The 23,645-nt window shown below is 45.1% G+C and carries 24 protein-coding genes; 10 read left to right on the plus strand and 14 right to left on the minus strand.

Annotation, left to right across the window (positions count from 1 at the left end; all coding sequences use genetic code 11):
• The first annotated feature begins 64 nt into the window (after positions 1–64).
• Entirely contained in the window at positions 65–1,513 is a 1,449-nt protein-coding gene (locus tag OCV11_RS15315; protein ID WP_261893900.1) for an anion permease, read from the plus strand.
• A 125-nt stretch (positions 1,514–1,638) separates the two neighbouring features.
• Here OCV11_RS15315 and efp read toward each other — a convergent pair whose 3' ends face one another.
• Positions 1,639–2,205 (minus strand): elongation factor P, encoded by a 567-nt coding sequence (gene efp / locus OCV11_RS15320; RefSeq protein WP_261893901.1) that lies wholly within the window; start codon positions 2,203–2,205, stop codon positions 1,639–1,641.
• Between the two features lie 33 nt (positions 2,206–2,238).
• On the opposite strand from efp, the gene epmB reads away from it, so the two are divergent.
• Both epmB and OCV11_RS15330 read left to right on the plus strand, forming a co-directional pair.
• Positions 2,239–3,261 (plus strand): EF-P beta-lysylation protein EpmB, encoded by a 1,023-nt coding sequence (gene epmB, locus OCV11_RS15325; RefSeq protein ID WP_261893902.1) that lies wholly within the window; start codon positions 2,239–2,241, stop codon positions 3,259–3,261.
• 136 nt (positions 3,262–3,397) lie between these two features.
• Entirely contained in the window at positions 3,398–3,970 is a 573-nt protein-coding gene (locus OCV11_RS15330) for an MgtC/SapB family protein (RefSeq protein WP_261893903.1), read from the plus strand.
• Between the two features lie 22 nt (positions 3,971–3,992).
• On the opposite strand, the gene modF is transcribed toward OCV11_RS15330, so the two are convergent.
• Entirely contained in the window at positions 3,993–5,444 is a 1,452-nt protein-coding gene (modF, locus tag OCV11_RS15335) for a molybdate ABC transporter ATP-binding protein ModF (protein WP_261893904.1), read from the minus strand.
• Between the two features lie 216 nt (positions 5,445–5,660).
• Between modF and OCV11_RS15340 the strand changes: the two genes are divergently transcribed.
• Positions 5,661–6,224: an MSMEG_1061 family FMN-dependent PPOX-type flavoprotein gene (locus OCV11_RS15340; protein WP_261893905.1), complete on the plus strand. Its 564-nt coding sequence runs from the start codon at positions 5,661–5,663 to the stop codon at positions 6,222–6,224.
• Between the two features lie 137 nt (positions 6,225–6,361).
• Here OCV11_RS15340 and groL read toward each other — a convergent pair whose 3' ends face one another.
• Both groL and OCV11_RS15350 read right to left on the minus strand, forming a co-directional pair.
• Positions 6,362–7,999 (minus strand): chaperonin GroEL, encoded by a 1,638-nt coding sequence (groL, locus tag OCV11_RS15345; protein ID WP_261893906.1) that lies wholly within the window; start codon positions 7,997–7,999, stop codon positions 6,362–6,364.
• Positions 8,000–8,051: 52 nt separating this feature from the next.
• A complete protein-coding gene (locus OCV11_RS15350) occupies positions 8,052–8,342 on the minus strand; it encodes a co-chaperone GroES (protein ID WP_261893907.1) in 291 nt (96 codons plus the stop codon).
• Between the two features lie 290 nt (positions 8,343–8,632).
• Between OCV11_RS15350 and OCV11_RS15355 the strand changes: the two genes are divergently transcribed.
• The gene (locus OCV11_RS15355; protein ID WP_261893908.1) at positions 8,633–9,256 is read left to right on the plus strand and encodes a helix-turn-helix transcriptional regulator; all 624 of its coding nucleotides are present in this window, start codon (positions 8,633–8,635) and stop codon (positions 9,254–9,256) included.
• Between the two features lie 112 nt (positions 9,257–9,368).
• Complete coding sequence (locus OCV11_RS15360; RefSeq protein ID WP_261893909.1) at positions 9,369–9,707, plus strand: DUF3135 domain-containing protein; 339 nt, start codon at positions 9,369–9,371, stop codon at positions 9,705–9,707.
• 107 nt (positions 9,708–9,814) lie between these two features.
• On the opposite strand, the gene OCV11_RS15365 is transcribed toward OCV11_RS15360, so the two are convergent.
• Positions 9,815–10,273, minus strand: coding sequence for a DUF805 domain-containing protein (locus OCV11_RS15365; protein ID WP_261893910.1), 459 nt, complete (start codon positions 10,271–10,273; stop codon positions 9,815–9,817).
• Between the two features lie 29 nt (positions 10,274–10,302).
• The gene (locus OCV11_RS15370; protein ID WP_261893911.1) at positions 10,303–10,650 is read right to left on the minus strand and encodes a 5-carboxymethyl-2-hydroxymuconate Delta-isomerase; all 348 of its coding nucleotides are present in this window, start codon (positions 10,648–10,650) and stop codon (positions 10,303–10,305) included.
• Positions 10,651–10,876: 226 nt separating this feature from the next.
• Between OCV11_RS15370 and tpiA the strand changes: the two genes are divergently transcribed.
• Both tpiA and OCV11_RS15380 read left to right on the plus strand, forming a co-directional pair.
• Complete coding sequence (gene tpiA / locus OCV11_RS15375; protein ID WP_261893912.1) at positions 10,877–11,650, plus strand: triose-phosphate isomerase; 774 nt, start codon at positions 10,877–10,879, stop codon at positions 11,648–11,650.
• A gap of 145 nt (positions 11,651–11,795) precedes the next feature.
• Positions 11,796–13,154 carry an MATE family efflux transporter gene (locus tag OCV11_RS15380; protein WP_261893913.1) on the plus strand — a complete coding sequence of 453 codons (1,359 nt, stop codon included), beginning with the start codon at positions 11,796–11,798 and terminating at the stop codon, positions 13,152–13,154.
• Positions 13,155–13,181: 27 nt separating this feature from the next.
• Here OCV11_RS15380 and rraA read toward each other — a convergent pair whose 3' ends face one another.
• The 7 genes from rraA to priA form a co-directional block, all read right to left on the minus strand.
• Positions 13,182–13,709, minus strand: a complete 528-nt coding sequence (gene rraA / locus OCV11_RS15385) for a ribonuclease E activity regulator RraA (RefSeq protein WP_261893914.1) — start codon at positions 13,707–13,709, stop codon at positions 13,182–13,184.
• A 74-nt stretch (positions 13,710–13,783) separates the two neighbouring features.
• On the minus strand, positions 13,784–14,701 hold the full coding sequence (locus OCV11_RS15390; protein ID WP_261893915.1) for a 1,4-dihydroxy-2-naphthoate polyprenyltransferase: 918 nt from the start codon (positions 14,699–14,701) through the stop codon (positions 13,784–13,786).
• A 105-nt stretch (positions 14,702–14,806) separates the two neighbouring features.
• Entirely contained in the window at positions 14,807–16,138 is a 1,332-nt protein-coding gene (hslU, locus tag OCV11_RS15395) for an HslU--HslV peptidase ATPase subunit (protein WP_261893916.1), read from the minus strand.
• A 41-nt stretch (positions 16,139–16,179) separates the two neighbouring features.
• Positions 16,180–16,746, minus strand: coding sequence for an ATP-dependent protease subunit HslV (gene hslV, locus OCV11_RS15400; protein ID WP_261893917.1), 567 nt, complete (start codon positions 16,744–16,746; stop codon positions 16,180–16,182).
• Positions 16,747–16,888: 142 nt separating this feature from the next.
• The gene (locus tag OCV11_RS15405; RefSeq protein ID WP_261893918.1) at positions 16,889–17,434 is read right to left on the minus strand and encodes an SPOR domain-containing protein; all 546 of its coding nucleotides are present in this window, start codon (positions 17,432–17,434) and stop codon (positions 16,889–16,891) included.
• Positions 17,435–17,552: 118 nt separating this feature from the next.
• Positions 17,553–18,560 carry a DNA-binding transcriptional regulator CytR gene (gene cytR, locus OCV11_RS15410; protein WP_261893919.1) on the minus strand — a complete coding sequence of 336 codons (1,008 nt, stop codon included), beginning with the start codon at positions 18,558–18,560 and terminating at the stop codon, positions 17,553–17,555.
• A 310-nt stretch (positions 18,561–18,870) separates the two neighbouring features.
• A complete protein-coding gene (priA, locus tag OCV11_RS15415; protein ID WP_261893920.1) occupies positions 18,871–21,075 on the minus strand; it encodes a primosomal protein N' in 2,205 nt (734 codons plus the stop codon).
• Positions 21,076–21,380: 305 nt separating this feature from the next.
• On the opposite strand from priA, the gene rpmE reads away from it, so the two are divergent.
• A complete protein-coding gene (gene rpmE, locus OCV11_RS15420; RefSeq protein WP_261893921.1) occupies positions 21,381–21,599 on the plus strand; it encodes a 50S ribosomal protein L31 in 219 nt (72 codons plus the stop codon).
• Between the two features lie 276 nt (positions 21,600–21,875).
• On the plus strand, positions 21,876–23,153 hold the full coding sequence (locus tag OCV11_RS15425; protein WP_261893922.1) for a malic enzyme-like NAD(P)-binding protein: 1,278 nt from the start codon (positions 21,876–21,878) through the stop codon (positions 23,151–23,153).
• Between the two features lie 168 nt (positions 23,154–23,321).
• Here the strand turns inward: OCV11_RS15425 and metJ are convergent, their stop codons facing one another.
• Entirely contained in the window at positions 23,322–23,639 is a 318-nt protein-coding gene (gene metJ / locus OCV11_RS15430) for a met regulon transcriptional regulator MetJ (protein ID WP_068715473.1), read from the minus strand.
• Positions 23,640–23,645 lie beyond the last annotated feature (6 nt).

The following is a 23,645-nucleotide window of genomic DNA, read 5'->3' on the forward strand; positions in this document are numbered from 1 at the left end:
CCTTTATTGATAAACATCCCTCTTGCGTTCGGTTTTTATTATTTCAAGCTGAGGTATAAGCTTAATGAGTGACAACAAATCAGGGCAATGGCTCGCGGCCAAACCCCTTCCACTATTTTCCATAGTGGCAGTATCAGCTATCGCTTGGCAGTTCGCTCCTCCTGCAGGACTTTCTGCTGCGGCATACCATAGTGCCATTGTGTTCATCGCAACGATTGCCGGTATCATCGCCAACGTAATGCCAACAGGTGCGCTAGCTATCGTTAGCTTGGCCTGCTTTGCCGTATTACGTGCAGGTGGCGAAGCAACTGGTAAAGCAGCGATCACAGATGCCATGAGCAACTTTAATAACGCGCTCATCTGGCTGGTTATTATTGCGTTCACCATTGCGCGTGCGTTTACAAAAACTGGTCTTGGCCGTCGTATCGCATTGCTACTGTTGAGCAAATTTGGTCAATCGACTCTGCGTGTCGCCTACTGCCTAGGCGTAGCGGACTTTTTGATTGCCCCTGCAACACCAAGTAACACCGCACGTTCTGCGATTGTTTCACCGATTGCGAACTCACTAGCGAAAACCATCAAAGCCGATGACCGTAAATTAGGCCAATTCCTAATTTCTTCTTCTGCTGCGATGAACGATGCATCAGCGGTGGGTTTCCAAACCGGTTTCTCTGGTAACTTGGCTTTGATTGGTATCGCGTCAAGCGTTGCTGGCGTTGAACTGAACTTTGGTAACTGGGCAATGTACCTGCTTGTACCAGCGTTTGTATTACTGTTCATCATGCCGTTCATCCTTTACAAAGTAATCAATCCAGCGACAAAAGAGACACCAGAAGCCACTCAATTTGCTAAAGACGAACTGCACAAAATGGGCAAAGTCAGCGGCATGGAATGGAAACTGATCGCCATCTTCCTTGGCTTGGTTGTGCTTTGGGTGGGTGGTCCTACTTTAGGCCTGCACGCAACGACCTCAGCATTCATTGGTCTTGCCGTGATCTTGCTGCTTGGCGTACTAAGCTGGGATGACATCAAAAGCGAGAAAGGCGCATGGGATACCCTTGTGTGGTTCGCGGTATTGATGGGCATGGCAGACAACCTGAAGAAACTCGGCTTTACTGATTGGGTTGGTCATCAGATCTCTGGTTTCCTAACTACCTACCTAGGTGGTGCAAGCCCAATGATTTTCCTTATCGCCATGATGGCTTTCTACTTGTTCCTATCTTACTTCTTCGCGTCTGCTATCGCGAAAGTAGTCGCGATTGGTCCAGTATTTATGGGAGCACTGATTTCTCTACACGTTAGTCCTATGCTAGCGGTATTGGCTATCGCTGGTATCAGTAGTATCGGTTGTAACTTGGCAACCTATAGTCACGCACGTAACCCTCTACTTATGGGCTACGGCTACCACACCGATGGTGAATGGATGCGTTACGGCCTAGTGATTGGTATCTGTGGGGCAGTAATCTTTATGGTATCAGGCATTCTATGGTGGGAAGTTCTCGGCATCATCTAATGATTCCAAGTACTCACATTAAATATAAAGGCAGCCTCGGCTGCCTTTGTTGTCTCGATGGGCTGGTATTCCAGCGCCAATAAAAAAGGAGCCATCGGCTCCTTTTTCTTTTCGAGACAGTGAAATTATTTCACACGGCTCACGTATTCTGCGCTACGAGTGTCAACTTTGATCACTTCACCGATTTGGATGAATAGAGGAACACGTACAACTGCGCCAGTAGATAGCGTTGCTGGTTTACCGCCAGTACCTTGAGTATCACCTTTCAAGCCTGGGTCAGTTTCGACAACTTCTAGCTCAACGAAGTTTTGTGGAGTGACCGCAATTGGGTTACCATTCCACAAAGTCAGCATACAAGTGTTGTTTTCTACCAACCATTTTGCATTGTCACCCACTGCTGCTGCATCAGCGGCAATTTGTTCGAATGTTTCATTGTTCATGAAGTGGTAGAATTCGCCATCGTTGTATAGGTAATCAAGGTCGATATCCATAACGTCAGCAGTGTCGACGGTATCGCCTGATTTAAAAGTCTTTTCAAGGACTTTACCACTCAGCAGTTTACGGATTTTAACACGGTTAAATGCCTGACCTTTACCTGGTTTCACATACTCGTTTTCGAGAATGGTACAAGGCTCATTATCAAGCATAATCTTGAGGCCGCCTTTAAATTCATTCGTGCTAACAGTAGCCATTATTTCCTCTTACATTGTTCGAGTTAAAAGTTAATGCCGCACATAATAACCCGAAAAATCGAATCTGTTGAGCAAAACTGGCTCAAACAGCTTGCGAATGCGATCTCCGATCCTGCTTTATTGCTAAAAAATCTCGATATTGACCCAGCACCATGGCAAGAAGGCTTTGCGGCACGTAAATTATTCCCTTTACGGGTACCTGTTAGTTTTGTTGAGCGAATGGAAAAAGGCAATCCATTTGACCCGTTATTACGCCAAGTGTTGCCTCTAACTGAAGAATTTGAGGTCCATGAAGGCTACTCGACTGACCCTCTCGATGAACAGCACAATGAGGTTCCGGGGTTACTACACAAATACAAAAATCGCGCTCTGATGATCGTCAAAGGTGGCTGTGCGGTAAACTGTCGTTACTGTTTTCGCCGTCATTTTCCTTATGAAGATAACAAAGGCTCGAAAGCAGTTTGGCAACAGAGTTTAGATTATATCGCCAGCAAACCAGAGCTTAATGAAGTCATCTTATCTGGCGGCGATCCACTGATGGCAAAAGATCAAGAACTGGCATGGCTTATTGATGGCATTGCAGCCATTGCTCATATCAAACGCGTGCGTATTCATTCTCGCTTGCCCGTCGTGCTACCAGCACGCATTACCGATGAATTATGCCAATTGCTAGCCAACACGCGCCTACAAGTGATTTTGGTCACGCATATCAACCACGCTCAAGAGATCAACCAAGAGCTTACTGAGCAACTTGCGAAACTGAAACACTCTGGAGTGACCTTGCTCAACCAAGGGGTGATGCTAAAAGGTGTGAATAATTCCGCCAGTGCACAAGTTGCCTTAAGCGAGGCTTTATTTGATGCGGGCATTCTTCCCTACTACATGCATGTACTGGATAAGGTTCAGGGCGCAGCACATTTCTTTGTCAGTGATGCGGAAGCGAAAGCAATTATGGCCGAAATGATCACTCAAGTTTCTGGCTATTTAGTTCCTAAATTGACACGAGAAATTGGCGGTCGACCAAGTAAGACACCACTGGATCTCCATCTAGAATAGTGAATCAGTAATACCTATTTGGCTTAAGAAACTTGATCGATAAACAAACCTTATCTATACCAACAAAAGATACATTAGCGTGCCGCAGCCAAAGGCGGCATACTGGCAGACTTTTCGTTTTCTAGGATTTTTTCCTATGCCTCTTCTGGATATGGTTCTTAACCTTGGACCTTTCAAATGGTCATCACTATTTTGCTGTGCTCTTAATGGACTACTCATCGGTATTGAACGCCAAACTCGCGGTAAACCTGTCGGGATTCGTACGTCGATCCTTATCATTTCAGGCACTTATTTCTTTATCGCGATGGGGGTTTCTTTATCAACCAACACCCTCGACCAAGCGCGAGTTTTAGGTCAAATCATCACCGGCGTCGGTTTCTTGGGTGCCGGGGTTATGATGACTCAAGACGGCAAAATTCATGGCGTAACATCCGCTGCAGTAATCTGGGTGCTGGCCTCTTTAGGCTTAATGATTGGTCTAGGTTATTTAGTTCAGTCAGTAGTGATAACCCTGCTCACTCTCAGCATTTTGCTTGGTGTCGACTGGGTAGAGAACTCATTCCAAAGCTTACGTCGTGGTGTCCATCAAAAATTACGTCGTAATCTTACTGAACGACGCACTATTACAGAGAATACCGAGACAACAACGGAACCCGTTGTTGAATCGACAGTGGTTGAATCGACAGAAGAGACGCAAAAGCCGCAATAGGACAATTGCGGCTCTTAATCCATTACGCTTGATAAATATTGACCTGATAGCCAGCTGTCGGGTCATCTTGCGCGACAAAATCAACAAAGTGATCAATCGCTTCAAGTGCATCTTCCTCATAGTGAGTGACATACAACAGTTGAGTGAGATGCGTTGATGCAATGCGATTTAATGCGTGATACACCAACTTGCGGTTAATAAAATCTAACCCCTGATAAGGTTCATCCAGAATCAGCAACGCAGGTTGCTTAATCAGTGCACGCCCAATCAACAACAAACGCTGGCGACCATAATCTAAGCTGCGAAATCCGGCGCGTTCTAACTCACTCATCTCCAACAGAGCCAGCCACTGTTTCGCTAGCTTAACTTCCTTCGCGCTGGGTTGTTGATACAAACCAATCGAATCGTAGAATCCTGAACAGAGTACATCTAACGCCGAACAATCAACGCGGTATTGCAAATGCAAGGCTGAAGAGACTACACCAATGTGTTTTTTGACATCCCAAATGGTTTCACCACTGCCACGCTTCATACCCAACACCGTAATGTCGTTACTGTAGCACTGAGGGTGATCGCCCATGATCAAACCGAGCAAAGTACTTTTACCACAGCCATTTGGACCACGTACTTGCCAGTGCTGCCCAGCCTCAATACTCCAATTCACCCCGGTAAAAATATTAGCATCCACATATTCAACCGAGACATCTTTCATCTCCACACGTGGATTCGGGTATTGATCAGTTTTCTGCTCCGCAGCCATTAACTCGACGAGAGCTTCACTGCGAGCTTCAGACAGTGCTTTCATCTGCTCAAGCAGTGGATGGTTTAGCCATTCATCACGGGTCATGGTTTGAGACAACGAGCTTTCATCAAACAGCGCAATATGAGTAATGAATTCGGGTAGTTCATCTTCTCGTGAGGTCACAATCACCAAGCGAATTTTCTGTGCTAATTCATTGAGTAACTCAGATAAGTGTTGGCGATGCTTAATATCAAGTCCGGTATAAGGCTCATCCAAAATCAGCATTTCAGGCTTAGTTGCTAATGCTCTGGCGAGCATCAAACGGCGCGTTTCCCCAGTGGATAGTTGGCGAAAGCCGCGCAAACGCAAGGCTTGCAGATCCGTCTTATCCAATAGCACTTCGAGCTCATCACGGTCACAACCAGCCTCAACAATCAAGGCTTCAACGGTCGTACCGTAATCAATGTGATCCATAAAGTCGGTATCTTCCTTGGCTAGCTCAATATCCAAAAGCTTTTGCTGTTCTTGTAAAGAGACGCAACCAATACGCTCAGGAGATTCGCAAATCACACCAGCTTGTGGCGCCAAATTACCTGAAAGAAGTTGAACCAAAAGAGAAGAACCATGGCTATGAGTTGAAAAAACACCCCAATGCTGATGAGGAAGAAGATGCCATTCGTCAATTTGGAGAGAAACGGAGGATGTTGTGTGAGTTAACTGCTGAATTTTCATGATACCTGTCCTTAGTAACGCTCCTTTCATACTGCATAAAAATAAATCGGATTCCCAGAGAATATTTGTATAAGAACCAACATATTTGATATAAACGAAATAAGATCGATTACCACTTTCATCTGTTAATCATTGTCACTAAATACTGTGGTTATTCGAGTGATGTAAAGACCAGCAGTGACTAAGAGTCACTCTCGCCCTAGTTAGGAAACATATATGAGCCACATTGACTCAATAGAAAAACTCGCGGAACTGTATCCAGAACCTCATCCATTAGCAGTGCAAAAAGCGATAGACCATATCGATCCTCATACCAAAACCTTTATCGAACACAGCCCTCTTTGCATTATTGCTACCCGCGATAACGAAGGTTTCTTAGATACATCACCCCGTGGCGGTGTACCTGGTTTTGTCAAAGTACTCGATGAAAACACCATCGCGTTTCCAGACAGCGCGGGCAACAACCGTATCGATAGCTTAAAGAACTTGGTTAACGATCCACACATCGGCCTGATCTTTTTGATCCCAGGAATTAAAGAAGTGGTGCGCGTAAAAGGCAGTGCGACACTACACACTGATGAAGATCTAAAAAATCTCTGCTTAGACGGGAACAAACCGGGCAAGCTTGTGGTCAAAATCAATGTCCACAAAACGTACTTTCACTGCCCGAAAGCACTGTTACTCGCCAAAGTCTGGGAAGCGGATGCCCAGATTGAGCGAGATTTCCTACCTAACATGCTACAAATCATCAAAGACCAACTGCACATGAACGATGAATAGTTCAATGTTGCCCTAGAGACTTCTCACGCTTAAACACCCATATTGAACGCAGTACCTAAGTAAGTGAATCTCCAAAAGTAAAAAGCCCCGTAGATTGCTCTACGGGGCTCAATTTTAGCGTGTCGCTAGGGGGATGATCACATCATACCGCCCATGCCACCCATACCGCCCATATCAGGCATTGATGGTGCATCTTTCTTAGGTAATTCAGTTACCATCGCTTCAGTTGTGATCATTAGACCAGCAACAGAGGCTGCAAATTGCAGTGCGCTACGAGTTACTTTAGTTGGGTCTAGGATACCCATTGCAATCATGTCGCCGTATTCGCCAGTTGCTGCGTTGTAACCGTAGTTACCTTCGCCCGCTTTCACGTTGTTAGCAACAACAGATTCTTCGTCACCAGCGTTTTTCACGATTTGACGTAGAGGTGCTTCCATTGCACGTAGTGCAACACGGATACCTACGTTTTGTTCTTCGTTATCGCCAGTTAGAGCAGTTAGTTGAGAAGCAACACGTACAAGTGCCACACCACCACCAGCAACCACACCTTCTTCAACTGCAGCGCGAGTTGCATGAAGTGCGTCTTCTACGCGGTCTTTCTTCTCTTTCATTTCAACTTCAGTTGCAGCACCAACTTTGATAACAGCTACACCGCCAGCCAGTTTAGCTACGCGTTCTTGTAGTTTTTCTTTATCGTAGTCAGATGTTGCTTCTTCGATTTGTTGACGAATTTGAGTAACACGACCTTGAATAGCTTCTTGTTGACCTGCGCCATCAATGATGGTGCTGTTTTCTTTAGTGATCGTCACGCGTTTTGCTTGACCAAGATCTTCTAGAGTTGCTTTTTCAAGCTCTAGACCGATCTCTTCAGAGATCACTGCACCACCAGTTAGGATAGCGATGTCTTGCAGCATAGCTTTACGACGGTCACCAAAACCAGGAGCTTTAACAGCAGCTACTTTCACGATACCGCGCATGTTGTTCACAACAAGAGTCGCTAGTGCTTCACCTTCTACGTCTTCAGCAATAATCAATAGAGGACGAGAAGCTTTTGCAACGGCTTCTAGTACAGGAAGCAATTCACGGATGTTAGAGATTTTCTTGTCAACCAATAGGATAAATGGACTGTCTAGATCCACTGAACCTGCTTCTTGGTTGTTGATGAAGTAAGGTGATAGGTAACCACGGTCGAATTGCATACCTTCAACAACATCTAGTTCGTCTTGAAGTGCTTGACCTTCTTCAACAGTGATAACACCGTCGCGACCTACTTTGTCCATTGCTTCAGCAATGATAGTACCTACAGTTGCATCAGAGTTTGCAGAGATAGTACCTACTTGAGCAATCGCTTTAGAATCTGAACATGGTACAGACAGTTTTTTCAGCTCTTCAACAGCAGCGATAACAGTTTTATCGATACCGCGTTTTAGGTCCATTGGGTTCATACCCGCAGCAACCGCTTTAAGACCTTCGTTTACAATCGCTTGTGCAAGAACAGTTGCGGTTGTTGTACCGTCACCAGCAGCATCGTTTGCTTGAGATGCTACTTCTTTCACCATTTGTGCGCCCATGTTTTGGAATTTGTCTTCCAATTCAATTTCGCGAGCAACAGAGACACCATCTTTAGTGATGGTTGGTGCGCCAAATGCTTTATCTAAAACTACGTTACGGCCTTTAGGGCCAAGGGTCACTTTAACCGCATCCGCTAGAACGTTCACACCTTCTAGCATTTTAACTCGAGCGTCATTGCCAAATTTTACGTCTTTAGCAGCCATTTTGTATTTCCTCTCTATAATTCGTTTTTGTTGTTCGTTTTACTTGGAGCAATTACTCAACGATTGCCAGAATGTCGTTCTCTGACAGGATAAGCACTTCTTTGCCATCGATTTTTTCTGATTTAGTGCCGTAGCCTTCACTGAAAATAACTGTATCGCCCACTTTAACATCAAGAGGCTGAACAGAACCGTTTTCTAGGATACGACCCTTACCCACAGCTAGTACGGTAGCGCGAGTAGATTTTGCTGCTGCAGAACCAGTGAGAACAATTCCACCAGCAGATTTAGATTCAACTTCTTGGCGTTCAACGATAACTCGGTCATGTAATGGACGAATATTCATCGGTCGTCTCTCCTGATTAAAAATTCCGTTATGAGATTAATGAAACGCTGATCGCTCAGCTTGTGATTGATATGTTGGGGATAATTTCCATGAACCCAAGGGGGAAGGTTAAAAAAAATGTGATGAATTTAACGAATTGGGGGTTATTTCGACCACATACCTGCTTACATTAGATTGCCCTAACAAAATAGTAAATGATTTGCTTTATTAACCTAATGCTCCATAATGAGCCTTGTAGCCCGATATTTCTCGGCAACTCATATCCCCAACTCGGTACGTAGAGGAGCAGAATGAAAACCGTTGACAGGATATTGCATACCATAAAGCGTGAAGGTGCCGTCACAGCCAAACAACTGGCTGAAGACTTAAACATCACCACTATGGGTGCGCGTCAGCATCTGCAAAGCCTCGAAGACGATGGCATTTTGGCGTTTCATGACGTTAAGGTAAAAGTTGGCCGCCCAACAAGGCATTGGTCATTAACTCAGCTAGGTCATGATCGTTTCACCGATCGTCACGGTGAACTCACTATTCAGGTCATTGAAGCCGTTGAGCATCTCTTTGGTAAAGAGGGGTTAGCGAAAGTAACCGCCGAGCGTGAAGCTCGCACCTATGCGCAATATCAGCAGGCACTGCAAGATTGCCAAACCGTCCATGAAAAACTCGAAGCGCTGGTCGCTTTACGTGAAAGCGAAGGTTATATGGCCGAGTTTGAAGCGGTTGAGAATGGCTTTGTCTTGTACGAAAACCACTGTCCTATCTGTAAAGCAGCTAAACGCTGCCCGAATCTATGTGATTCAGAACTCACCATTTTTCGTAAATTGTTAGGCCCAACGTGCCAAGTCACTCGAGAAGAACACATCATCGAGGGACAGCGACGTTGCAGCTACACGATTTCAACAGTTGCAGAATAAACGTATCACCACTGAGAAAAACGATTATTTTTTCATCACACCTCTACAAACTCGCATAAGCTTAGACTGATAGCAGTGTGGCTGTCAGAACGGTTATGTAGAGGAATATGCTATGGCAACTTATCAATGCCACCAAACTCTCCCTCCTTTCGAGGAGTTAGTAGATTTGGCTCAAAAGGATCCTGAAGCATTCGCTCAATTCAAGCGTGATATGTGTGAAGAGATGATCCAATCTGCATCAGAAAAAATGCAGCAAAGACTCTGGGCGCAACAAAGCCACATTGATTTAGTGGTGAGTAAATGCAAAAACCCCGACCATGCCAACGTCACCTTGATGAGAGAACTGAGCCAACAAATGGTGAAGTTTCGTGATGCATTAGATGGTGAGCTTGAACCGCAAGCTCCCGCCAAAGTCCTCCCCTTTGTGAGCCGTTCTGGTTCATGGAGTTAGTGTTGGGGTTTTAACCGCAGCCACCTCACTTCCATATTGATGAATAAACAGAAAAAGGAGACCTAGTCTCCTTTTTGATTTTCACTCATATTAATCGAGTAAGCCGTTCAAACGGTCGAACTGCTGCTTTTCGATACTGGTGCAGAACCAAATAGATTCTCATCTTCACTGCCTTTTAGAAAACCACATTCGATAAAGATCCACGCCCCACACACAATGCCCACTAATGACAGCACTGAGCTAAACAGTGAAGGTTCCAGCGAGACAGGATCCATCATTTTTTGGCTCATCGGAAAGGAAATACGCCCAAGTACCAAAGGGACATTGAGCAACAACCAAGCACAGCTCTTATCACGGTCGTGCCAGCGTTTCGCAGTAACTGCCAGATCGGGCACTAGGATAATCAACAAAAACACCGGTAACACAAATGCTGACCACTGTGGCACCATTCGAGTAATGGTTCCTGCCACAAACAGCATGAGAAAATAGTAACAAATATTCCATTGCCAGAAGGTTTGACGCCCTATCCTTCCGTCAAAAGAAAACAGTAACCACTTAATAGACATGACTCTCCTGCCTTGTACTACAAAGAAAGTTAATTAGTGACCTTTAAGAAACTCTCACGGTCCATATCGCGAACATTGATGGTCAAGCTACGCACCGGACCGACTTGTTCCTTTAACACCTGCATGAGTTGATTGGCCAATTCTTTCTTTTGCTCAAGAGTTCGTCCAGAAAGGAGTTCAAAAGTGATATGGATAAAATCTTGGCTATCGGCTTCTTCTCCAATCAACCAATCATGGCAACTGATCGCGCGCGATTTCACTGAACTCACCTCAAATAATCCAGACTCGATAGCGACCTGATGTAAATCTTCTAATAGCTTTTGGATATTGACTCGTTCATCTACAGAGTGGGAATACTCCATCATGAGATTGGGCATATTGACATCCTGTTTGTCTAGTTTCGTGATGCGACAACTGAATATAAGTTATAAACGCAATAAAAACCGAGAGCTTGGCGTTTATTCTGCGCACTGCAACATTTCTCCTGTCCAGTCGCAAACTTAGATCCCAGAAAGTCATGACCCTAGTCATGATCTGTCAGATTTTATCTGTTATATTCTTGGTCGTTTATTTTTTTACATTAATTAAATCGGAGATATTCCTATGCGTCGTCCTGTTGTGATGGGTAACTGGAAACTGAACGGTAGCAAAGCTATGGTTACTGAGCTACTAAATGGACTTAACGCTGCTGTAGCAGACATCGAAGGTGTTGATATCGTTGTTGCTCCACCAGCACTGTACCTAGACCAAGCTGAACGCCTAATCAAAGAAGGCGGTAACAAACTTATCCTTGGTGCACAAAACACTGACATCCACAACAGTGGTGCATTCACTGGTGACGTTTCTCCAGAGATGTTGAAAGATTTCGGTGCAACTCACATCATCATCGGTCACTCAGAACGTCGTGAATACCACGCAGAATCTGATGAATTCGTTGCTAAAAAATTCGCTTTCCTAAAAGAAAACGGCCTAACTCCAGTTCTATGTATCGGTGAAACTGAAGCTCAAAACGAAGCTGGTGAAACTGAAGCAGTATGTGCTCGTCAAATCAACGCTGTTATCAAAACTCAAGGTGTTGAAGCTCTACGTGGCGCTATCATCGCTTACGAACCAATCTGGGCAATCGGTACTGGTAAAGCAGCAACTGCTGAAGATGCACAACGCATCCACGCTTCTATCCGTGCTCTAATCGCAGCAGAAAGCGCAGAGATCGCAGAACAAGTTATCATCCAATACGGCGGTTCTGTTAAACCAGAAAACGCTGCAACTTACTTCACTCAACCAGACATCGACGGTGCTCTAGTGGGTGGTGCATCTCTACAAGCAGCTGGCTTTGCCGCTATTGCTAAAGCAGCAGCAGACGCTAAAAACGCATAATTGTGCGTGATGCTCTCGTTGAAAAGCCAGCTTCTTGCTGGCTTTTTTATATCTGCATTATCTCTGTGGTCTAACGACTTATCGGTAAAATTCAAGTATCCTAACCACCTGCTTTATCCGACCTATCCCGCGAAATAAGTGACTTATGCAAGATAAACATGGGCTGTTAACGGCTCCTATCGGCACCGTTTTACGCAATATGACCATTCCAATGACACTCGGAATGATATCGGTGTTGATGTTCAATCTTGTCGATACGTTTTTTATTTCTTTACTGGGTACACAAGCCTTAGCGGCCGTCAGTTTTACCTTCCCAGTGACCTTCGCTTTGAACTGTATCACCATGGGTATCGGTGTAGGTCTATCGACCAGCATTGGACGCTTGCTTGGTCAGGGTAAATCGACTGACGCAGCGCGTTTATCCAGTCATGGCTTACTGTTAGCTGTGATGTTAGTGTGCATAGCCTCGCTTTTAGGAGCAACCACCATCACCCCACTGTTTCAGCTTCTTGGGGCACAGCACGACCTACTACCATTGATCAAACAGTACATGTTCATCTGGTATCTTGCCGTCCCTTTGCTTGTCATCCCAATGGCTGGCAACAGCGCTATTCGAGCCACTGGTGATACCAAAACTCCCGCCAAAATCATGATTCTCTCTGGTGCTATCAATGGTGGTTTAGATCCCCTGCTCATTTTTGGTTATGGCCCCTTCCCAGAGCTTGGCATTCAAGGGGCGGCGATTGCGAGCGGTATCTCTTGGTTAGTTGCATTAATATGCACTTTCTATGTGCTATTACGACGAGATCAATTGCTCGGCAAACCTCAGTTAGCATCGATAAAAGGCGATTGGCAGCAAATCTTAAAAATTGGTACGCCTGCAGCACTCTCTACAGCAATGAATCCGATTGCTGGTGCCTTACTAATGAAGTTACTCTCTCAGCACGGCACAGCCGCGATTGCAGGCTATGGGGCCGCACAGCGAATTGAATCGATTCTTATCTTAGTCATGATGTCGCTCACTTCAGCCCTAACGCCATTTATGGCCCAAAACCTTGGGGCCAAAAATCCCCAGCGCAGCTTCGCTGGTCTATTTCTTAGCATGCGTTTTGCGGTGCTCTTTCAAATCATGATTTTCTTGATGATGGTACCGCTGAGTATTCCTTTTACTGCACTCTTCTCTCAAGACCCAGAAGTGAAAAATATTCTTTGGCATTACTTACTTATTGTCCCGATTGGCTATGGCTTTCAAGGTATGGTCATGATGTTGATTTCTGCACTCAATGCGCTGCACAAACCGAATCATGCCTTAGGATGGAGCTTTCTGCGCCTATTTCTATTTACGCTGCCAGGGGCATGGATTGGCTCAACGCAGTTTGGCGTCAACGGGATGTTTATTGGTATTGCGGCAGGCAATGTGCTTGGTGGGATCTTAAGTTATCTGTACGCGCTAAAACTGCGCCAACAGCAGTGCCTTAATATTGAAAAAGCCGCTAACGAGTAGCGGCTTTTGCTTATTTAAACTGAGTGATTACAACACTTCATCTTCGTCGAGCTCTTCATCCTCTTCTTCAAAATCCGCATTCAGCGGCTCTTGCGATAAGATGATGCCGGTGTTGTCAGCGTAAAGATAATCTTCAGGGAGGAATGTCACTCCACCGAAGTTAACTGGGATATCGACTTCACCAATGCCCTGAGTTGCCGCACCGACTGGAATAGCCGCTAGTGCTTGAATACCGATGTTCATGTCTTCCAGTTCGTCAACTTCACGAACGCAGCCATAAACTACGATACCTTCCCACTCATTTTCTTCCGCTAACGCAGCAAGTTCTGCATCAACGAGTGCACGGCGCAGTGAACCGCCTCCATCCACTAACAGTATGCGGCCTAAACCGTCCTGTTCGAGTGTTTCACGGATAAGACCGTTATCCTCAAAACATTTTACCGTCGTGATCTGCCCAGCAAATGATGCACTGCCACCAAAATTACTGAACATTGGTTCTACTACATCGACTTGATCGAGATAGATGTCACATAGCGCAGAAGTGTTGTATTCCATAGCCCTGTTCTCTTTACGAAAGCCTAACAACGAGTATATCGACTCAATAAGTCATTGCAATGACTCTATGCAAATTAACTTGTCAGAGTTTGTGCAATAACCACACCGACAAACAACAAGTTAGTAATGATAGAACATTTCACAATGACTGGCAGCATAGGCGCAATCTCTGCAGGCTGTTGCGTAGCCCATAGCTCACGACTGTGCTTAGTCACTGAAATTAAACTCAGTAGGAATGGGACACTAATCCACATTGGCTTGCCTTGAATCAGCAGATACCAAGCGAAAGCAACCACAGCCCCTGCTAAAAGGATAAAGTGATACCCTTTTGCCATGTCCTGACCAAGACGCACCGCCACGGTACGTTTGCCACATACTGCATCGTTTTCGATATCACGCATGTTATTGACGTTTAACACGGCAACAGCCAAAAGGCCGCAACCTAGTGCTGGCAAAAATAATGCGCTATCGATATGTCCGGTATGTAAAAAGTAGGTGCCGGACACGCCAAGCAAACCAAAAAAGATGAATACCGACAGATCACCCAGGCCAACATAACCATAAGGTTTGTTACCCACGGTATAAGCAATAGCAGCCGCCATAGCTAAAACGCCCAAGCCAATGAAAGCCATAATGCTTTCAAAGCTATCAAGCGCATAAAGTACGAGGACAAGGCCTGAAACAATAGTTAACACGATATTAATATAAATCGCGTTTTTCATATCTTTGAGGGTCACTTTACCCGATTGAAGCGCACGCATTGGACCAATACGCTTTTCGTTATCAGTGCCTTTCACTGCATCGCCATAATCGTTAGCCAGATTGGATAAGATCTGTAGCAAGGTCGCAGTAACCAAAGATAATAGAGCCACAGGCAGCGAGAACTGGCCTGCAGAGAACGCTAGCGCGCTACCGGTTAAGATAGAAACCAAGGCTAATGGCAAGGTTTTTGGCCGGGCTGCGTCGAGCCAAATATGCAATGAGTTATTCATGATTACGAGAGATTGATCAACATATTGCCAGTATATGCGCAATTGTGAACAGAAAAAAGCCCACCATGAATGGCGGGCTACTCTGTTTTGTTTTTGATCAATTTATCAAAGAATAAAGCGGCTTAAATCTTCATCTTCGACCAATTCACCAAGGCGAGCTTTCACATAAGCCGCATTAATTTCAAATTGCTGTCCTGATTTTTCAGTCGCTTCGAAAGAAATTTCATCCATCAAACGCTCCATCACTGTATGTAAGCGACGAGCACCGATGTTTTCGGTGGTTTCGTTCACGCGCCATGCAGCTTCAGCAATCTGTTTGATACCATCCGCAGTGAAGCTGACATCAACATTTTCTGTTTTCATCAATGCAACGTATTGCTCGGTTAAAGATGCTTTTGGCTCAGTCAAAATACGTTCAAAATCATGGCTAGTTAACGCGCCCAATTCCACACGAATTGGCAAACGACCTTGCAGCTCAGGAATCAAATCGGATGGCTTCGCCACTTGGAATGCACCTGATGTGATAAACAGAATATGGTCCGTTTTCACCATGCCGTGTTTGGTCGTGATAGTGCTACCTTCAATCAAAGGCAGTAGGTCACGTTGTACCCCTTCACGAGACACATCAGGGCCTGATGACTCTCCACGTTTACAAATCTTATCCACTTCATCGATAAACACGATACCGTGGTTTTCAACATTGAAAATCGCTTGGTCTTTTAGCTCTTCCATGTTGACCAGTTTTGCTGCTTCTTCTTCAGAAAGCGCTTTAAACGCATCTTTGATTTTAAGCTTACGTTTTTTCTTGGTGTCGCCACCAAGGTTTTGGAACAGACCTTGAAGTTGATTGGTCATCTCTTCCATACCAGGAGGAGCCATGATTTCCACCCCCATTTGAGGTGCAGCAACATCAACTTCAATCTCTTTATCGTCTAACTGGCCTTCACGCAATTTTTTACGAAATGACTGACGAGTTGAAGAGTTCGTGTCGCCTGCTTCCGCTTGACCCCACGCATCTCGTGCAGGAGGCAGTAACGCATCCAAAATACGCTCTTCAGCTAATTCTTCCGCGCGGAATTTCACTTTTTCCATCGCTTGCTGACGTGTCATTTTTACTGCCACTTCAGTTAGGTCGCGAATAATGGAATCCACTTCTTTACCAACGTAGCCCACTTCAGTGAACTTAGTCGCTTCCACTTTAATAAACGGAGCATTAGCCAGTTTAGCAAGACGGCGAGCAATTTCAGTTTTACCCACACCGGTTGGGCCAATCATCAGAATATTTTTGGGTGTAACTTCAGCTCGTAAATGTTCATCAAGCTGCATGCGACGCCAGCGGTTACGCAAAGCCAAAGCAACTGCACGTTTTGCGTTGTCTTGACCAATGATATGGCGATTGAGTTCATCGACTATTTCGCGAGGAGTCATTTCAGACATAAAACCATCCTTCAAATTCGGTTATCAGTTACTATCTTTGCTTATTCGCCTTGAGGAAGCGCTGCCACAGCTTGGCTGCTCTCAGGAATTTCTAGTTCTTCGATAGTATGGAAGTGGTTGGTGAACACACAAATATCACCCGCAATATTTAGCGCTTTTTCGCAAATAGTTCGAGCATCTAATTCGGTATTTTCTAGCATCGCAATCGCTGCTGCTTGGGCGTAGTTACCGCCAGAGCCAATCGCAATCAAATCACGTTCAGGCTGTAGTACATCGCCATTGCCCGTGATGATCAGTGATGCGGTTTCATCGGCAACAGCCAGAATCGCTTCAAGCTTACGTAACGCACGATCACTGCGCCAATCTTTCGCTAATTCGACTGCTGCTTTGGTCAGATGGCCTTGGTGCATTTGCAGTTTGCTTTCAAAACGTTCAAACAGAGTAAACGCATCAGCAGTACCACCAGCGAATCCAGCAAGAACTTTATTGTTGTACAGACGGCGAACTTTTTTAGCGTTGCCTTTCATCACTGTATTACCTAGTGATACTTGTCCGTCACCTGCAATAACAACTTTATTATTTCGACGTACAGAAACGATGGTAGTCACGTGAGGGCCTCTTATCTTTTTTCACTATGGAGATAGAGGATATATATGGATAGCGAAGCGAAAATTCAAGGGAACAAAGAGAATGCAGTTTCAAGATAGTGTCAAATCTGCATTCTCTAGGATAACAACGACCGAAAGATAACTACGGCTGATCTTTCATAATCAAGCATGGTTCGATTTTGGCGCGATACAATTTATGCTTATCTCGCTCGGCATCACGCTTAAATTTATAAGGGCCTAACACCACTCTAAACCAGCTACTGCCTTCGGTTTTGCGGATTTTGCTGTTCAAACCAAGAAAGGCAATATTCACTTTACGCTCCTGCGCTTGATGCATGGTTTTATACGCACCACACTGCATTACGTATGGAATCTTAGACACCTGCAACTCTTTAGGAACCACTTCAATCTCGCGACTAGGCAGAGTATCGACATAATCCCACTTTTCAGTTGGTGGTGGTGGTAACTTCTCTTTGGGTTGGGTGACAACGGGAGTCACGGGAACCACATTGGCTTTTTCAGTTTCTTTTGGTTTGGGACTTTGGTTTAAAAAATAGAGTCCATAGCCAAACGCTCCCACCAAAATCAGTGCGAGTAAAATTTTAAACCACGGTTTACGTTGAGAAGCTGTTTTTTTGGTCGGCTTTTTTGGACTACGACCTCGTCTTACATAATCTTTATTAGCCACAGGATTTCAGATGTTGACAATTTGCTCTACATGTTAAAGCAGTTTGACTCTTGAGAACAGACTCGCACAACAAGTAGCGCATAAAAATGCGCTACTGATTCATGCATCGAGACAAGAATTAACGTACCCGAGGTGGCGCGGCACTCTCACGAATGACCAGCTTGGTTTCTAGCAAACGCGAACCCGCTTGGACATCGTGCCCACGAAGCAACTCAAGCATCATTAGCATCGCCTGACGGCCAATTTCATAACGTGGCTGAGAGATAGTCGTCAATGGTGGATCGCTATATTCAGCAAACTGAATATCATCGAAGCCGACCACGGAAAGATCTTGTGGTACACGTAAGCCAAGACGTTTTGCTTGCTGAATTGCCCCAATCGCCATCGTGTCGTTATGACAGAAAATAGCGGTTGGTGGCTCAGGTAACGCCAACAACTGTTTGACTAACTTAGCACCTGCCGCAAAGGAGAAATCGCCAGATACGCAATACGTTGGATTCATGGTGATCCCAGCACGACGCAGCGCCTGCTGATACCCCTGATGACGGAAAGAGCACAATGCCGCACTTTCAGGACCAGAAATTTCAGCCACTCGTTTGTGCCCCATTTGTGTCAGATAATTCACCGCTTCAAAGGCAGAGGTCAAGTTATCAATGTGCACCGTTGGCAGTTCAAGCTCAGGTGCGAACTCACACGCCATTACCATAGGTGGTAGATTCTTCTGCTCTGGCTTACTCACATCAAATGGGAGATCTGTACCCAACAGCAACATGCCGTCTGCCTGCTTGGTAAAGACGAGATTGACGAATGAATTTTCCCGCTTTTTCTGCTGGCCGCTATCCCCTAACAGCACTAAGTAACCGTGCTCCATCGCAGCATCTTCGATACCGCGAATGATCTCTGTAAAATAGGGGTCACAGATATCAGGAACGATCGCAACGATCGTTTTAGACTCATTACGGCGCAGATTTCTCGCTAAAGAGTTGGGAGAATAGCCCGCTTCTAAAACCGCATCCTCAACACGCTTACGAGTGGAAGACGAGACTTTTTCTGGATTCATCAAAGCACGGGAAACCGTCGCTGTTGAGACTCCAGCAAGCTGGGCAACATCCTTCATTGTCGCCATATAAATAACCCTCTTTATCTAATCCTGGACAGTGCAAACGCACTTTTCTTATCGTTATCGTTTACCCACATCGTCCCAAGCGAGGCTAAAAATGAGGCATAGCAATATAGTAAACCTTGCTTACAATGCGAATTCATGGGCTCTAAAATCACCGCTTCGAAGCGAAGTCAGTGAACAGTTGACTCGGTAAGTCTATTCATTTAATGGTGAGTTGGTTACGCTTAGATTAACAAATTTTACATCACTAGCGTGAAACCCATCACGTTTAATTACATTTACCTCTTTAAGCCTAGCAAATAATCTTGATATTTCATGAAAGATCTTGAGGTTCAATATCCAAAGACCATCTCACTTTGCTTGAGAGGGGCAGCATACTGATAGCTGGTCGGGCACTGGTCAATAATTTTTGCATCAAAGATCGAGACTGAGCCTGAATTAATAGCTGCCAACGGAATTTTCCAGCCCGTTTTGCCAATGGCGCTGGTGTTGGTCCTAAAACCAAACATTCTTGATTAAATAATGGGTGACTTTCTAAAGTGTGACGAACTTGGCGTAAAAAGTCCTCCACCGTTTGCGATTGATTCGCTTCAGCGCGCATCAAGGTCAAGTAACTGTATGGCGGTAACATCGCTATTTTTCGCTCCGCTAATGCTGTCTGAGCAAAAGAGTTGTAATCCTTAGTGATGAGCGCTTGTAATAAACTGTGTTCTGGATGGTGAGTTTGCAAATACACTTCACCAGGTTTACTTGCTCGTCCTGCTCGCCCCGCCACTTGAATAAAGAGCTGAGCAAAACGCTCCGCGGCACGAAAATCGCTACTATACAAAGAGCCATCAACATCCAGTAGAGCCACCATAGTGACATCAGGGAAATGATGCCCCTTTGCTAACATTTGGGTGCCAATCAAAATTTGGTATTCGCCCTTTTTAATCGCCTGCAGCGCATTCTCCAGGCTGCCTTTGCGCCTTGTGCTGTCACGGTCAATACGAATCGCTTTAAATTCAGGAAAGAGTTCTGCGAGCTGTTTCTCCAACTGCTCTGTACCTACCCCAACCGTCACTAAATGTGTTGAGCCGCAGCTCTGACAATGATGAACAACCGGACGCTGAGAACCACAATGGTGGCAACGCATTTCGCTGCTGTTTTGATGATAGGTGTAATACGCATCACAGCGTTGACACTCCGCAATCCAACCACATTCATGGCACATCAATGCTGGAGAAAAACCGCGACGGTTCAAAAACAGCAACACCTGATTACCATCTTCAAGATGGCGGCGCATCTGTGCGATAAGAGCAGCGGACAAACCACTTTCCAAATATTGGCCTTTTACATCCAACACATGATTGATGGTGGGAACCGATACTCCGGCTCTTTGCGTTAATTGTAAATGGTGATATTTGCCAGTTAACGCATTATGTAAGGTTTCTAGTGCAGGCGTTGCCGACCCCAACACAATAGGAATATTCTCTTTTGCAGCACGCATCACCGCCACATCACGTGCGTGATAACGCAAACTGTCTTGCTGCTTATAGGAAGCATCGTGCTCTTCATCAACAATGATGATGCCTAAATCGGCAAACGGCGTTAATAGTGCAGAACGAGTACCAATCACAATGCCCGCCACTTTATCACGCGCACTTAACCACGCATTAAGGCGTTCAGTATCATTAAGACCAGAGTGCATTACTTCAATAGGCACATTGAAACGACGGCGAAAACGGTTGATGGTTTGGGGAGTTAAACCAATCTCCGGCACCAAAACTAAGGCTTGCTGACCCCGTTCCAATACCGGCTTAATCATATTCAAGTAGACTTCGGTCTTCCCCGACCCCGTCACTCCTTGTAGGAGATAACACGCATAACCTTGTTCACTATTGACCGTAGCAATCGCAATCGCCTGCTCTTGATTCAAGCGCGGTTTATCCACTTGCGCTTCAATCTCTTTTGGCCAAGCGAGCACTTTGGGCTGGTTTTCACGCATTTCCACCCAGCCTTTTTGCTCAAGTGCTTTCAGAGTGGTCGATGAAAAATCTTCGCTGAGTAACTGTTGATGAGAAACAGCACCATTTTCTAGACGATACATGACACGGACTTGCTGGACAGCACGTTTATCCAAACCTACCATCAGTTGGTTGCGGCCAGCTTCAGTCATTACCCATTCACGTACACTTGCAAAATCCGCATTATTACCTTTACGTAATGCACTGGGCATCGCGTTAGCTAACGTATCTCCGAGGGGATGTTGGTAAAACTGACTACACCATTGCAGTAGTGCATAGAGGTTATCTGGCCAAACCGGCTGGTTATCCAAAACCGCGAGAATTTCTTTAAGCTGTGTCAGCGGAAAATCGGATTCGCTCACCAACGCTGTCACAATACCAATCAGTTTCTGCCGCCCAAAAGGAACCGAAACACGCCCGCCAATAATAGGAAACAGGTGCGCAGGTACCAGATAATCAAATTGTTTATCTAACGGAACAGGCAGAGCAACACGGGCAATGGAAGGGCGCATAATTTATCGTCAAAAACCAAATATCAGCCCACAGTCTACTGGATGAAAGAGACAAATTCGACTCTATATCTAAGACTTCATTAGAGATTACCGATATTGAGCCACGATAGGACATTTAATCGTTTTCTATATGGTGAAATTTGCGGCAAAAGCAGTTGATCCCAGACTAATGATTCTTTATCATATCGCGCCTTACAAGATGGCGATGTCTTAAGCAACGTATCTTGTAAATTACTATTAACTATACGTGTGGTGTTCGGCAAATAGATTCGAATAGCGACACGGCCCCAAATTGAGGTTATCCCATGAAAGCTGGTATCCACCCAGAATACAAAGAAGTGACTGCTAACTGCTCTTGCGGCAACACTTTCGTTTTCAAATCTACTCTAGGTCAAGACTCTCTTCACCTAGACGTATGTGACAAATGTCACCCATTCTACACTGGTAAACAACGTATCGTTGATACCGGTGGTCGTGTTGATCGCTTCAACAAACGTTTCGGTACTCTATCAAGCAAGAAATAATTTCTGCTTTATAGTTGTACAAAAAAAGGACGCGAATGCGTCCTTTTTTATATGCATAAAAATGCACTCATACTCACTTTTTATTATCAGTCATAAGCAGAAATTATAAGAAAGTATTTTCTGTTACCCGCGCAAACCTTTGCTTTATTTTATCTGGTCTTATCAGATCAGTTTTGACAAAAAATAACCACTTTTCCCCAAGTAACTAACTATGCAGCAGCAAAATCCTGCTTTAGAATGGTCGGCTTTTCTACAATCAATAACTGAGAACAGCCCATGTCCGACGACAATAAAAAAGAACTGACAAAAGAAGAACAGTTCCGCCAGAAGGCTCTTGATTACCATGCGATCCCTACAGCAGGGAAGATTGCTATCGCTCTGACCAAGCCTGCGGATTCGGCTCAAGACTTAGCATTGGCATACAGCCCAGGTGTTGCAGAGCCAGTACGCGAAATCGCAAAAGATCCAGCAAACGCTTACAAATACACAGGTAAAGGTAACACTGTTGCCGTTATCTCTAACGGTACAGCGATTCTTGGTCTTGGTAACCTAGGCCCTCTTGCATCAAAACCTGTAATGGAAGGCAAAGCACTTCTGTTTAAACGTTTTGCTGGCATCGACTCAATCGATATCGAAGTAAAACACAATACTGTCGACGAATTCGTTAACACTGTAGCGGCAATCGCAGATACTTTCGGCGGTATCAACCTAGAAGACATCAAAGCACCTGAGTGTTTTGAAATCGAACGTCGCCTTATTGAACTTTGCGACATCCCAGTATTCCACGATGACCAACACGGTACTGCTATCGTAACTGCAGCCGGCATGCTAAACGCTATCGAACTGCAAGGTAAGAAAATTGAAGAGTGTACTATCGTCTGCCTAGGCGCTGGTGCAGCAGCATGTGCATGTATGGAACTGCTGATTCAATGTGGCGCGCAACGTGAAAACATCTATATGTTGGACCGTAATGGCGTGATCAGCACTCAACGTGACGATCTGAACGTTTACAAACAACGCTTTGCCAACAACACAGACAAACGCACTCTAACCGATGCGATTGAAGGTGCTGATCTATTCCTAGGTGTATCAGGTCCTAACCTGATGACTGAAGAGCAAATCAAACTGATGGCTGATAAGCCTGTCGTCTTTGCGTGTTCAAACCCAGATCCAGAGATCACTCCAGAGCTAGCACACAGTGCTCGTCAAGATTTGATCATGGGTACAGGCCGCAGTGACTACCCTAACCAAGTTAACAACGTATTGTGCTTCCCATTCATCTTCCGCGGTGCTTTAGACGTACGCGCTAAAGAGATCAACATCGAGATGAAACTGGCTGCAGTAGAAGCGATCCGCTCTATTGCTAAAGAAGCAGTACCTGAAGAAGTGTTGAAAGCAGCAGGTGTTGAAGAACTGAGCTTTGGCCCACACTACATCATTCCAAAACCAATGGACCCACGCCTACTACCTCGCGTAGCAAAAGCAGTGGCTCAAGCGGCTGTGGATTCAGGTGTAGCGCGCATTGCACTACCTGATGGTTACATGGATAACTAATTCTGTTATTCATCACCGCAATTAGGTGAAATATAAAAAGCCCCTGACCTCAATGGCAGGGGCTTTTTGTTTGGATCTCGTTCATGCTGAAACGGTGCGATGTAACCCAACTAGCGGTGTGAATGTGCAACCACCGCTTAACCAACGGCATTAAGTTTGCCGTGAGGATTAGTCGTCGTAAGCTTCAAACTCGATGCCCATCGCGGTCATCAGCTCTTTCGCTTCAACAGGAATATCATCTGGGCGGTCTTTACGTAGGTCTTCATCCGTTGGCAGAGGTTGACCTGTGTACGCGTGTAAAAAGGCCTCACACAGCAACTCACTGTTGGTTGCATGTCGTAAGTTATTAATTTGGCGACGAGTACGTTCATCAGTCAGTACTTTAAGTACTTTAAGAGGAATAGAAACTGTAATCTTTTTTACTAACTCACTCTTCTTGCCATGCTCTGCATAAGGGCTGATATATTCGCCGTTCCAGTCTGCCATTGCGCA

Source organism: Vibrio porteresiae DSM 19223, assembly GCF_024347055.1.
Taxonomy (GTDB): Bacteria; Pseudomonadota; Gammaproteobacteria; order Enterobacterales; family Vibrionaceae; genus Vibrio; species Vibrio porteresiae.